This window comes from Auritidibacter ignavus, assembly GCF_029853775.1.
GTDB classification, from domain to species: Bacteria; Actinomycetota; Actinomycetes; order Actinomycetales; family Micrococcaceae; genus Auritidibacter; species Auritidibacter ignavus.
Window position 1 is genome coordinate 1,306,346 of the sequence record NZ_CP122564.1, and the last position, 12,452, is coordinate 1,318,797.

The 12,452-nt window shown below is 59.5% G+C and carries 13 protein-coding genes; 2 read left to right on the top strand and 11 right to left on the bottom strand.

The window, feature by feature from the left end; all coding sequences use genetic code 11:
• The 11 genes from QDX22_RS05915 to QDX22_RS05965 all read right to left on the bottom strand — a co-directional run bounded on the left by QDX22_RS05915 (window position 1) and on the right by QDX22_RS05965 (window position 11,195).
• The gene (locus QDX22_RS05915; protein ID WP_279718165.1) at window positions 1-1,680 is read right to left on the bottom strand and encodes a DUF501 domain-containing protein; all 1,680 of its coding nucleotides are present in this window, start codon (window positions 1,678-1,680) and stop codon (window positions 1-3) included.
• 43 nt (window positions 1,681-1,723) lie between these two features.
• Window positions 1,724-2,341 (bottom strand): FtsB family cell division protein, encoded by a 618-nt coding sequence (locus QDX22_RS05920; protein WP_110099636.1) that lies wholly within the window; start codon window positions 2,339-2,341, stop codon window positions 1,724-1,726.
• 235 nt (window positions 2,342-2,576) lie between these two features.
• Window positions 2,577-3,857 carry a phosphopyruvate hydratase gene (gene eno / locus QDX22_RS05925; RefSeq protein ID WP_110122817.1) on the bottom strand — a complete coding sequence of 427 codons (1,281 nt, stop codon included), beginning with the start codon at window positions 3,855-3,857 and terminating at the stop codon, window positions 2,577-2,579.
• 58 nt (window positions 3,858-3,915) lie between these two features.
• Window positions 3,916-4,161: a hypothetical protein gene (locus tag QDX22_RS05930; protein WP_147472562.1), complete on the bottom strand. Its 246-nt coding sequence runs from the start codon at window positions 4,159-4,161 to the stop codon at window positions 3,916-3,918.
• Window positions 4,162-4,169: 8 nt separating this feature from the next.
• Window positions 4,170-4,958 (bottom strand): MazG nucleotide pyrophosphohydrolase domain-containing protein, encoded by a 789-nt coding sequence (locus QDX22_RS05935; protein WP_110099639.1) that lies wholly within the window; start codon window positions 4,956-4,958, stop codon window positions 4,170-4,172.
• Window positions 4,951-6,153 (bottom strand): adenosine deaminase, encoded by a 1,203-nt coding sequence (locus tag QDX22_RS05940; protein ID WP_110110594.1) that lies wholly within the window; start codon window positions 6,151-6,153, stop codon window positions 4,951-4,953. The genes QDX22_RS05935 and QDX22_RS05940 overlap by 8 nt, the downstream gene beginning before the upstream one ends.
• Complete coding sequence (locus tag QDX22_RS05945) at window positions 6,150-6,866, bottom strand: DedA family protein (protein WP_110110595.1); 717 nt, start codon at window positions 6,864-6,866, stop codon at window positions 6,150-6,152. Before QDX22_RS05945 ends, QDX22_RS05940 begins: the two co-directional genes overlap by 4 nt.
• 25 nt (window positions 6,867-6,891) lie before the next feature.
• A complete protein-coding gene (locus QDX22_RS05950; protein ID WP_279718166.1) occupies window positions 6,892-8,190 on the bottom strand; it encodes a thymidine phosphorylase in 1,299 nt (432 codons plus the stop codon).
• 46 nt (window positions 8,191-8,236) lie between these two features.
• Complete coding sequence (locus tag QDX22_RS05955; RefSeq protein ID WP_244924688.1) at window positions 8,237-8,659, bottom strand: cytidine deaminase; 423 nt, start codon at window positions 8,657-8,659, stop codon at window positions 8,237-8,239.
• A gap of 5 nt (window positions 8,660-8,664) precedes the next feature.
• A complete protein-coding gene (locus QDX22_RS05960) occupies window positions 8,665-9,921 on the bottom strand; it encodes an amidohydrolase (RefSeq protein ID WP_122549530.1) in 1,257 nt (418 codons plus the stop codon).
• Between the two features lie 149 nt (window positions 9,922-10,070).
• Complete coding sequence (locus tag QDX22_RS05965) at window positions 10,071-11,195, bottom strand: mannose-1-phosphate guanylyltransferase (protein WP_244924687.1); 1,125 nt, start codon at window positions 11,193-11,195, stop codon at window positions 10,071-10,073.
• Window positions 11,196-11,478: 283 nt separating this feature from the next.
• On the opposite strand from QDX22_RS05965, the gene sdhC reads away from it, so the two are divergent.
• Entirely contained in the window at window positions 11,479-11,898 is a 420-nt protein-coding gene (gene sdhC, locus QDX22_RS05970) for a succinate dehydrogenase, cytochrome b556 subunit (RefSeq protein ID WP_255410766.1), read from the top strand.
• 1 nt (window position 11,899) lies between these two features.
• A complete protein-coding gene (locus QDX22_RS05975) occupies window positions 11,900-12,403 on the top strand; it encodes a succinate dehydrogenase hydrophobic membrane anchor subunit (RefSeq protein ID WP_110099645.1) in 504 nt (167 codons plus the stop codon).
• Window positions 12,404-12,452 lie beyond the last annotated feature (49 nt).

Below are 12,452 nucleotides of genomic sequence, written 5' to 3' on the forward strand. Positions count from 1 at the left end.
CTATGAGTCCTGGACCCTGCTGTCGTTCGGCCCGATCAGCGATAGGGCGATGCCGTCGAGAATATCGTGTTCGGAGGTGATAATGGCGGCCAGTTCCCCGCCGGTAGCGTCGTGCACTGTCTGTAGCAACGTCGACCAGATCAGTGCGCCGGCTCCGATCACATCGGCACGGCCCGGGTGCATGAACCCTAGGTTGGCCCGTTCGGCGCGGGTCGAGTGAAGCAAGGTGGCCGCAGTGGCTTTCAGGGTTTCTCGATCCAGTTGGGCGCCGTGGATGGCATCGGCATCGTATTCTTTCAGGCCCAACGCCGCTGCGGTGAGCGTCGTGACGGTCCCAGCAACCCCGATGACCGCATCGATCGTGGAGAAGTCCAGTTCCTCGTGCACTCGGGTGAAAACCTCGTTGAGCTCACGGTCTGCAACGGCAATTTCCTCGGCGGTCGGTGGGTCAGAACGCAGGTATCGTTCGGTGAAGCGGACACACCCGATGTTTTCTGAAACCGAGCCGACCAGAGTAATCTCGCGATGTCCCGAGGCAAAACCCACCTCGCCGACCACGCACTCGGTGGACCCGCCGCCGAGGTCCACCACCATGACCCGCACCGATTGATCCGGGTTTTCGCGCTCGACAGCAATGGCTTGGAGTTGTGCATCATCGAGGGCACTCAGGGCACCGCAGAAGGTTAGGTGGGCTTCCTCGGCGCCGGAGACGACTTCTGGTGTCACGTTCAGCGCCTGGCGCACCCCGGCGATGAACGCATCGCGATTGGAGACATCACGGGAGGCCGAGGTGGCTACAAACCGGACGGTCTCGGCGCGGTGGTGTTCAATCACTTCAGCGTAATCCCGGCAGGTGGCGAAAGTACGTTCTAGGGCTTGCGGGGCAAATTCTCCGCTCTGGTCTACCCCTTCGCCCAGTCGAACCACCTGCATTTCACGGTGCAGTTCGACCAGTTTGGCCCCGGTGTCAGGATCGGCAACCGGGCGGGCCACCAGCAGACGAAGCGAATTCGTCCCGCAGTCGATAGCAGCCACCGCAGTGGCCTCATCGGCGCTAACCCGACGGTGCTGGATCGGGTTGGTCCGCCCCTGCCGGTTGAGTCGACGCACGTGGCGGGACAGATCCTGACGTGGGGCGACTGATGCATCGTCCCATCCGTGTTCACACCGGCACCTCTGCGCCGAGAACTCTTCGGAGATCAGATCCAGCACGCGGTCCCCCAATGGGTTGACTCCGGGGCCCACCGACAAGGAGTGAGCGGCCAGCACGTGTAAGCATTTGACCCGTTCGGGCATTCCGCCGGCAGAAATTCCTTCGATTTCGGGGACCTCGCCCACCCCGGCAATCTGGCCGATCCGATCACGCTCGGCTAAGTAATTCTCGTGGGCAGCCCGGTATTGATCAGCAAGGTGCCGGTTGTGAGCCAGTTCGTCGGTCATCTCCGCCATGATCCCGGTGGCTTCCAGCCGGGACACGGCGGTAGTAGCCAGCGGGTGGGTCAGGTAGAACGTGGTGGGGAACGGGATACCATTCGACAGTCGTGGCGCTGTGGTGGCAACCAGGGGTGACCCGCATCCCTGACACCGTGCACCGATGGCCACCACATCGCGCACCGGTCGCCCCAGCTGACGACTGAGGGTCTGCAGGTCTGCTTCAGTGGGGTGGTCTACCGTGGCCACGCATCCTCCATGCTGTGCGGGAGTATTCTTTGGTTCTTGCGTTTTATGGTTGGCTCGTTTGGTGTTGGCTGGCGTGGACGAAAGAGTTCCAAAAGTCATCGGCCCAGGCCGGTGCCTGGTCTTCGGTAATTTCCTCTTCCTCGGTCACCGGCTCCTCGCCTTCGGCTAGTTCCTCGCCACCGACCACCAGGTACTTATGTTCACCTGGCATGACCATATTAAACCGTTCTCGGGCTTGCTGTTGCACATACGCCGGATCGTCCCAGCGATTGAGTTGTTGGGTGAGCTCTTCGTTGCGCTGTTGTTCTGCCTGCAAATCGGCCTCGGCCTGGGAGATTTCCTGGTTTTGTTGCAACATAGTGCGCAGGCTGGGTGCCATCACCACCACAGCAAGAAACAGCACCATGATCACCGCAATCATCCGGCCGGAGAAGTTGCGGGCAGGACGTTGTTCTTCCGGGGTGGCGTGACTGTAACGTTGCCGGACGCGCTCTTGGGCGCGCCGGGCTAGTTGTCGCTGACCGCGTTTGGTGCCGGTCGCGGCCGTGCCTCGTTTCACCGCTTGCTCGCGCTGGTCCTGACGACGCTGGGCACCCCTGTCGGCCTGGGAACCGCTGGTTCCGGAAGAGTTCTTGGGTACTCTGGGCTTTTGAGATCTCACGGCTAGTCCTTCCGTGGCGCGTCGTCTCTGATGGTCCGTTCCGGCGCCCAGCTCACACCAGTTCACCGGTTGACTGGCACTGTTGACGCAATTGTTCTGGCCCTACCTTAGTCACCACAACTGGCGACTGTCCGTCGCCCGCGCCCGCAAACTCGAAATCGGTAAACTAGCAACGGCCGAAGAGTGCCGATTGATACTCTTCGGCCGTTGATTGTGGGCTACCGACAGAAGTTCGTTAAATCTGGAACCGCGGGAATGCGCTACGACCGGCGTAGCGCGCCGAGTCGTCGAGTTCTTCTTCAATACGTAGCAATTGGTTGTACTTAGCCACACGGTCAGAGCGTGCCGGAGCCCCGGTTTTGATCTGACCGGCGTTAGTGGCCACCGACAGGTCGGCGATGAAGGTGTCCTCGGTTTCACCGGAACGGTGGGAGATCATGCAGTTGAAGGTCCGCGACTGGGCCAGCGAGATCGTCTCGAAGGTTTCGGTCAGCGAACCGATCTGATTGACTTTGACCAGAATGGCGTTACCGGCGCGCTCGTCAATACCGCGCTGCAGACGGACTTTATTGGTCACGAACAGGTCGTCACCGACCAGCTGAACCTTTTCACCCAGGGCCTGAGTCAGAGTTGCCCAGCCCTCCCAATCTTCTTCGTCCAGGGGATCTTCGATCGAAACCAGCGGGTAGTCGGTCACCAAGTCTTGGTAGTACGCAGTCATTTCTTCGGCGGTGCGTTCCTGACCTTCAAAGGTGTAGGTGCCGTTGTCAAAGAACTCTGAGCTGGCCACGTCCAGGGCGAGAGCAATATCGGTGCCGGGGGTGTAGCCGGCCTTGGTGATCGCGGTGGTGATCAGGTCCAGGGCGTCGCGGTTAGATGGTAGCGACGGTGCGAAGCCTCCTTCATCCCCCAGGCCGGTACCGTAGCCCTGTTCTTTGAGCACAGCTTTCAGACTGTGATAGACCTCAGCGCCCCAGCGCAGGGCTTCAGAGAAGGATGCAGCACCCAGCGGGGCGATCATGAACTCTTGAATGTCGACGTTAGAGTCTGCGTGAGCGCCACCATTGAGAATGTTCATCATCGGCACCGGCAACGTGTGGGCGTGGGGGCCACCGAGGTACTTGAATAGTGACAGGTCGGTGAACTCTGCGGCTGCATCGGCCACTGCCATGGAAACGCCGAGGATGGCGTTAGCGCCCAGGTTGGATTTGGCTTCGGTGCCGTCCAGATCCAACATCAGCTGGTCAATGCGACGTTGATCCGTGGCGTCTTCGCCCAACAGTTCTTGGGCGATGTCGGTGTTGACTGCCACAACAGCGTCGAGCACGCCTTTGCCGTTATAGCGTTCTGCATCGCCGTCGCGGCGCTCGACTGCTTCAAATTCACCGGTGGAGGCGCCTGATGGCACTGCGGCACGTCCCATCGAGCCGTCGGTCAGCAGGACTTCGACCTCGATGGTGGGGTTACCACGGGAATCGAGGATTTCGCGTGCGTGGATTGCATCGATAAAGGACATGGTGTGGGGGTCCTCTCCTTAGAGATCAACGGATTAGGGAATCTGAGGGATCGATCGGTCAGTTCTCGGAAGTATCGGTGGAGGATTCGCTGGGTTCAGTGGATTCTCTGGGTTCGTGACACTGTGTGGTATCGTTGGCACGCTGTCGGGCACGGAAATCCTTCAACGTGTTGGAGCGACGATAATTAGAGGATCCGCGCAGAACGGCGGCGACCATAACAACCAGGACCGCCAGCACACCGGTGATGAGTGCAACTGCCACCCAAACACCCCACGGTGCCTCGATGGTTTGCGTGGAATTCATCAGCCAGATCATGGTGTCACCCTATCAGTGCGCTGAGCAGAGCTCGGCGCAGACTGAGCCTCAAGCCAGTGCAGATATTCCCGCAAGGCTCTTTCTGGGTCCAACCCCCGTTGGGTGGCTTGGGCAACCAACGCGAACAGTTGCGCCCCCAACTGATGCTCGGTCTCGATGGACTCCGGGGGATTTGGTGTGTTACCCGCGGTCTCCTCAAGCGGGTTGACCTCTTGTCTGCGGGCCCGCGACAGGATCTTGGCAGCGGCCGCCAGACTCGGGTATCCCGAGGGGGTTGAAAAAATCGAGGCGTGAGCGACGCGTTCGGCCTGTGCTCTGGACTCATCGGTGCTGTCAGGAGTGGTATCGGCTTTTTCCTGCTGTTTAATGTGTTCCCAGGCATGCTCGACATCCTCGACCGTGGATTGCCCAAGAACGGAGGGGTCCTGTAGCTGTCCTTCCGGGGTAAACACGTGGGGGTTGCGCCGAATCATTTTCTGGTTAATGGTTGCTGCGACGTCTTCGATGGTGAACCGTTGGGCTGGTTTCGGGTTCGTTTCAGCCAGGGCAGAGTGCAAGGCAACTTGGAAGAGCACATCACCGAGCTCATCGCGTATCTCCGCGATATCCCCGGTTTCGATGGCGTCGACGGCTTCGTGGGCTTCTTCAATCAGATAGTTGGTTAGCTCACGGTGGGTCAGCTGTGCCGTCCAGGGGCACCACCGACGCAATTGTGCGGTAATCCAGCGCAATCGTGCTAATTCACTCGAGGTCACGGGGCCGGCGTGCTGGGTGGTATCAGTCATCGTTCAGGGCAGTAAAGCAGGTCGGGCGGTGCGGATCGTGAGGGTCCAGGTGATCCTCGATCACAGCACACCAGTGGCGATTGATCTTCTCCAATAAGTTATCGCGTTCGGCCTGCGAGATGAACGCTCCGCGAGCGGCGTTGAGCTGGAACTCCAGCAGGTCTTCCAGGGTGTAACCATAGGAGTGGGTCAGTAAGTAGAGTTCATCGGTCACGGTGGTGCCGGAGATCAACCTATTATCCGGATTGACGGTGACGGCAAATCCAAGCTCATGCAACAGTCCGAAGGGGTGGTTGGCCAGTGGGTCTTCTGCCGTCCCGGGCTCGACAGCACCGGTTTGCAGATTGGAGCTGGGGCACAGTTCTAGCACCATCTGGCGTTGCAATACGCCTTCAGCGACTCGACCCAGACTGACCAGCGCGTCACCGGTCTCAGTGTCTTCCATCATGATGTCATCGGAGACCCGGACGCCGTGGCCTAGTCGCAGGGCCCGGCCGGAGATGATGGCATCGGCCACCGAGTCGATTCCGGCTGCTTCGCCAGCGTGGACGGTGATGGGCATGAATTGTTCGGTCAGCCAGGTGAAGGTCTCAGCGAAGCGGTGGGGCGGGAATCCGTCTTCGGGCCCGGCAATGTCAAAGCCGGCCACCCCGGAGTCGCGGTAGCGCACCGCCAGTTCAGCGATCGTTTGAGCCTGGTCAGCTTGACGCATGGCGCACAGTAATTGCTGGACCTGAATGCTCTGACCTTGATCGCTGGCTTGTTGACACCCTTGTTCGAGGCCGGCTTGGACTGCTTCCACGGCGTCTTCCAGGCTGAGTCCTTGGTAGGTGTGTTGTTCCGGAGCCCACCGCACTTCGGCATAGACCACTCCGTCGTCGATGAGGTCTTCGACGAATTCTCGGGCCACCCGTTGTAGCGCATCAGCCGTCTGCATCACCGCAGTGGTGTGCTCAAAGGTTTCTAGATAGCTTTCCAAACTGCCGGCGTTGGCAGCGACCTGGAACCATTCAGCCAATGTTTCGGTGGTATCGGCCGGCAGCTGGTGACCGATGGATTGGGCCAGGTCCAAGATGGTGGCTGGTCTCAATCCGCCGTCGAGGTGATCGTGCAGACTCACCTTGGGCAGAGCGGCGAGATCAAGCGCGAGCGGATTGGTGACAACGGGTGCAGAAGCAGCGTGTTTTGGACTCACTCTTGCGAGTCTATGCCAGAACGGCCCCGCACGTTAGAGCCATGCCCATTTTCGGAGAAGTCTTCGCTAAACCCGGCCGGGCGGATTACCTCGGCCGGCGCCTGAGCCGGCGTCGAGGAAATCCGGGCCACCACCTTGCGAGCAACAAAATCAATCAGCAGGCCCAACAGTCCCGCAAAGATGAGCGCCACCACAATTTGCAGTAAGACGTTGTCTAACCATCCGGTGGTCAATACCCCGATGGCGATGGAGTACCCGGCCCATACCCCGGCTGAGACAAAATCTAAGAGCGAGAATTTCCACCAGGCGTATCCGGTCGCTCCGGCCACAAAATTCACGGCGACCCGTCCACCGGGCACATGCCGGGCCGTGATGATCAGTAGCGCCCCGTTGCGGTGCAGGGACCGTCTGGCTAGCTGGACGATACCGGCTACCCGACGGGAACGCATCCACCGGAATCGGGTCACGCCAATCGCACGGCCCAGCCGGAACGCAACCTGGTCACCCAGAGTGGCTCCGAACCAGCCCACAAAAAACAGCGTCGTCAATCCCACCGTGTTCTCTCGGTCGGCGATCGCGGCCAGCGCAACGATCAACGATTCCGAGGGAACGATCGGGAAGAACCCATCAATGAAGCACAGAATAAACAGCGCCAGCGGGGTCCACCACGCGGTGGCCGCCCGCAGGATGAGATCTTCGAGGAATGCAAACACCCTTCTAGCCTACGGGTCCTCGAGATCAGTTGGATATTCGATCAAGGATCACGCCATCGGGGACGGTGGTATCTGTCGCGTCAGGACCGATCTCGATCATCTGCTCGGTGAGTTCCAAAGCCGATACCATCAGCTTGGTGTCATCGGTGTAGAAAGTCGCCACTGGCTGACCGGCGGTGACCGAGTCGCCTCGGCGCACGTGTAGTCGCACCCCGGCTCCAGCTTGGACAGCATCACAACGCTGGGCGCGACCGGCGCCCAGCCGGCGCGCGATCAGCCCGACAGTCAGCGCGTCCACGCTCGTCACACTCCCGGAACGGTCCGCCACCACCTGGTGCTCGTGGTGTGCTGTCGGTAGCGTGGCGCGCAGGTCGCCGCCTTGAGCACAAACCATCGCGGCGAAAGTATCCATGGCGGCCCCGGAGTCCAGGTGCTCGGCCGGATCCACGCCGGTGATTCCAGCAGCCCTCAGCATTTCAGTGGCCAGCGCGACGGTAAGGTCACGGACATCTTGGGGGCCACCGCCGGAGAGAACCTCGAGGGATTCTTCGACCTCCAGCGCGTTGCCGACGGTGCGACCCAGCGGGGTGGACATATCAGTGACCAGTGCGGTGGTGTTGACCTGCGCATCTGTGCCGAGGCGGACTAGCGTGTGGGCCAGTGTGCGAGCTGAACCCAGGTCTTTCATAAAGGCACCAGAGCCGACTTTGACGTCGAGCACCAGCGAGTCGGTTCCCTCGGCGATCTTCTTGGACATGATCGAGGAGGCGATCAACGGGATCGACTCAACAGTCGCGGTGGCATCCCGGAGCGCATAGATCTTCTGATCGGCCGGGGCAAGAGCCGCGGTGGGCGCACAAATCACTGCCCGGATGTCTTCCAGCTGGCGGGTCATCTCCTCGGGCGTGAGATTGACCCGGTAACCGGGGATAGACTCGAGCTTGTCCAGGGTGCCACCGGTGTGGCCCAATCCGCGACCAGACAGTTGGGGCACTGCCACCCCGTAGCTGGCGACCAACGGAGTCAACACGAGGGTGATTTTATCGCCGACTCCCCCGGTGGAATGTTTATCGGCGGTAGGGTGCCCCAGAGTGGAGAAGTCCATCCGGGTCCCAGAGTTGATCATCGCTTGGGTCCAGGCATGGAGCTCCTGGGCATTCAGGCCTTGGTAGTAGATCGCCATCAGCAACGCCGACATTTGTTCATCCGGCAGGCCCCCGGCGGTATAGCGTTCGATGATCCACGTGATGGCCTCGGTCGTGAGCGCTTCTCCGTCGCGTTTGGTGGCGATCAGCTCTACGGGGTGAAAGTGCCGCGATGTCATCCGGTGTTGCCTTTCCAGTTGCTCACATCGGTGTCTTGGGGTTCGCTCAGGTGGCGAGGTTTTTCGGGCCAAAGGCCTGAGGTAGCAGTTGTCCCAGAGTAGTGAGCCCCTCAGCCGTGGTGAGTTGTAGCCTGGGCCCGGTGTGTTCGATCAGTAGCTGTCGGCACCGACCACAGGGGGTGATGAATTCACCGGACGCATTAACGATCACCACCGCGATGAGCGGGTCAGCTTCGAGCATGATGGCCTGACAGATCAGCGTGCATTCGGCGCACAGAGTCAGCCCGTAGGAGGCGTTTTCAATATTGGCCCCGGTGAGGATCCGACCAGATTGGGTCAGGCCGGCTACCCCGACCGGATAGTGGGAGTACGGCGCGTAGGCTTTCCTCGTGGCTTCCACCGCGTGCCGGTGGAGATCCTGCCACTGGTTTTCAAAAACCGGGACGTCTGTGCGTATGCCTTCACCCACGCTTTTCACTGTACCCCGGCCAAGGCCCGCAACGCAGCGGCGGTGAAGATTTTCACCCCGACGCCCAGGGCTCGTTCATCCGGATTGAAATCCCCTTGATGCAGATCGTAAATCGGCCCGTCTGGGGTTCGGGTGCCCAGCCGGAACATGGCTCCAGAGATTTTTTGGGTCATCCACGCAAAGTCTTCGCCACCCATCGATTGCGGGGTCAACGTAATGGCACGAGACCCAATCTCAAAACGGGTTGCATCTTCGATCAGATCAGTTTCTTTCTCTGTGCTGACCACCGGTGGCACACCGCGGACGTGGTCGATTTCCACCGCGACACCGTAGGGCGCTGCGATCTGCCGAATGACTTGGTCGAGCAAATCTGCTGCTGCGCCCCAGGCATCGGCGTCCAAACAGCGCAAGGTTCCCGACAGCTGACCAATCGAGGGAATCGCGTTCGGGGCAGCCCCTGCGGAGATATGTCCCCAGACCACTTGAACTGCCGAGCGCACGTCCACCAGTCGCGACAGCACCGCTGGCACCTCAGAAGCAATTTTGGACAACGCATAAACCACGTCTTCGGTCTGTTGCGGGCGCGAGGTGTGGCCACCGTGACCGGTGACCGTAATGCGCAACGTGTCGGTAGCCGAAGTAATAGCACCGATGCGGGTACCGATGGTGCCGACGTCAAAGGCCGGGTCACAGTGGGCCGCCAAGATCCGTGGCACCTCATCCAACAGTCCGGCTTTCATAACCTGCAAGGCACCACCGGGTAGTCGTTCTTCAGCAGGCTGAAAGATGATACGTACCCGGCCGTTGAGTTCCAGCCCGGATGTATTCAGCACGCTCTGTCCGGACAGAATCTGTTGCAGGCTCAACGCGGTCCCGGCCATCACGGCGGTATGCATGTCGTGTCCACAGGCGTGGGCGATGCCGTCATGGACCGAGGCGTAGTCCAGTCCGGTGCGTTCTTGCAACGGCAACGCGTCAATATCGGCGCGCAACCCTAACACGATCGGCCCCTGGCCAATATCGACCCACGCACCGGTGGATTCCATTTGTTGTGGTTGCAGTCCGGCGGAGTTGAGTAACTCTAGAATCTTCGCGGTGGTGCGGTGTTCTTCCAGAGACAGCTCGGGGTGCTGGTGAATATCTCGACGAAACGCCCGAATTCTCGGCAATAGTCCGTCAACGACTGGTGAGACCCGTGGGAGATCCGGGTCATCGCGCACTGGTTTCTCGGCGGAACTGCGAAACGGAGATTCCACATTCATTGCCCCGCCATGTGCTGAGTCTTCAGCGATCCGAGCCCGTTGCTCGGCGGTCTCAGTTGCGGGTAATGATGCTGGTAATCCTTCGTGCATGGGTTTTATCTTAAGGAGATTGTCAAGGCGCTAGCAACGCAACCGCCATCTGATGTTACTTAAAGAACATCGTCGTCACCGTGGGCTTTGAGTGCTTCCACTGCTTGCTTCACGGATTGAGCGTCGTCGGTGGTGGTCACCAGCAAAGCATCGCCGGTATCAACCACCACGATGTTCTCGACCCCGATCAGTGCGATGACTCGCGACGTGTCGGTAACCACCACACCGGTGGAATCGTCAGAATAGACCCGCGGGGTGGGACCAATAACGGTCACTCCCGAATCATCGCGGGCCGGGTTCAGCCGAGCGATGGCGGCGAAATCGCCGACGTCGTCCCAGATAAAGTCTCCGGGAATCACGGCCACGACGCCGGCGTCGGCGGCTGGTTCTGCCACCGCGTAATCAATGGCAGTTTTCGGCAGGGTCGGCCAAATCCGTTCCAGCACCGTTTCTTGGTGCTGGGTCCCCCACGCCGCGGCGATTTCCATCAGTCCCTCATATAGCTCAGGTTCAGTGCGTTTCAGGTGTTCCAGCATCAGTCCCACCGGAGCGACAAACATTCCGGCGTTCCATAAGTAGTCCCCCGAGGCAACATATTCTTCCGCCAGGTGCTGCTCGGGTTTTTCCACGAAGCGCTGTACGCCGTGGGCAGTCGGAGCATTATCCACGTCCAGCCGTGCGCCTGCCTTAATGTATCCAAAACCTGTCGACGGGTACGTTGGCTTGATACCGATTGTGACAATGTATCCTTCGGCAGCGGTAGCGATGGCTTCCCGAGCTGCCTGACGGAAAACGTGGTCGGGACCAATCACCTGATCTGCAGCAAAAGATCCCATAATGATCTCTGGATCTCGGTGATACAGCACCGCAGCCGCCAGCCCAATAGCAGCGGCGGAATCCTTCGGTTCTGGCTCAAGTAAGAGGTTGGACTCCGAGATATCGGGCAACTGGGTGCGCACGGCGTCGTGGTGCGCCCGACCAGTCACGACCATGGTGCGTTCTTTGGAGATCGGCACCAAACGTTCGTAGGTCGCTCGGATCAAGGTTTGTCCAGACCCTGTCAGGTCGTGGAGGAACTTCGGCGCTGCAGCGCGGGATAGAGGCCACAAGCGGGTGCCGACACCGCCGGCTGGGATGACCGCCCAAAAACGGTCTTCGGGATTCTTGATTGGATCAGCATTCACCCTTCCCACAGTAAGCCACCGGTACGTTGTCAGGTGATTAACGTGGCCTGAAACCGGCACTTCCTCAGGAATTGTTCAGGAAAGGATGCGCCGATCCCCACGTGTTTGCTTGTGGTCTGGTAGCGGGCAAACACTTCGTTAGCTAACACACAGTGTGACTCATTTGGGTACAGACCCCCCGGTGCGATTATCCTTATCTTCGAAGGAAGCATTTTCGCACCGGCGCTGACACGTAGACATTGAGGGTGTCTCCAGCGCCCTTGCATCCTTGGGAGGTTACAAAGTGTCTACTGTGACAACCGCGGACACCTCTGCCGAAACCACTCGAAAATCCGGCAGGGGCACGCTTTATCGCGGTAAAGCAGGAATGTGGTCCTGGGTGGCCCACCGAATCACCGGTGTCGTCATCTTCCTATTCCTTTTGGTCCACGTGCTCGATACCGCACTCGTGCGGGTTTCTCCGGAAGCCTACGATGCAGTGATCGGCACGTATAAGAATCCACTGATGGCCATCGGCGAAGTCGGGCTGGTGGCCTGCATCGTCTTCCACGCCTTCAACGGCATCCGCCTGGTGTTGGTGGACTTCTGGAAAAAGGGCACCAAACACCACCAAACCATGCTGTGGATCGTGTTGATTGCCTGGGTCGTCGTGGTCGGTGGTTTCACCGTTCGCCACCTGATGTTAGCGTTTGCGGGGGTCTAGGATGAGCGTTACTACCGAAGAAACCAATATCGCAGCACCGCGCACCGGTGCCATTGACCCGAAATTCACTCGGAAATCTTCCAGCTCGAATACCAGCAAGGAAATGCTGAAATGGCTGTTTATGCGCATTTCAGGCCCCATCCTGCTGGTGCTGATTTTTGTTCACCTGTTTTCCAACTTGATGATTGGTGACGGTGTGCACGGGATTGACTTTGGTCTCGTTGCCGGCAAGTGGGCAAACCCGTTGTGGCAGATCTGGGACCTCGTCATGCTCTGGTTGGCCATGATCCACGGAACGTTTGGTGTGGCTACAATCATTGAGGACTACACCAGTTCAGACCGCACCCGTTTCTGGTTGAAGATGGCTCTGTACTTGGCTTCGGTCGCCATCATCGTCCTGGGCACCCTGGTGATCTTCACCTTTGAGCCCTGCATGGTCGATGACGCAGGCAACCTGCTCGACCGTTCGCCGAGCTTCTGCTATTCCATGCCGCAATTCGGCTGAAGACCGGATCTTTCCGTAACGCTCGGACCCACCGAATCACTCCGAGCCA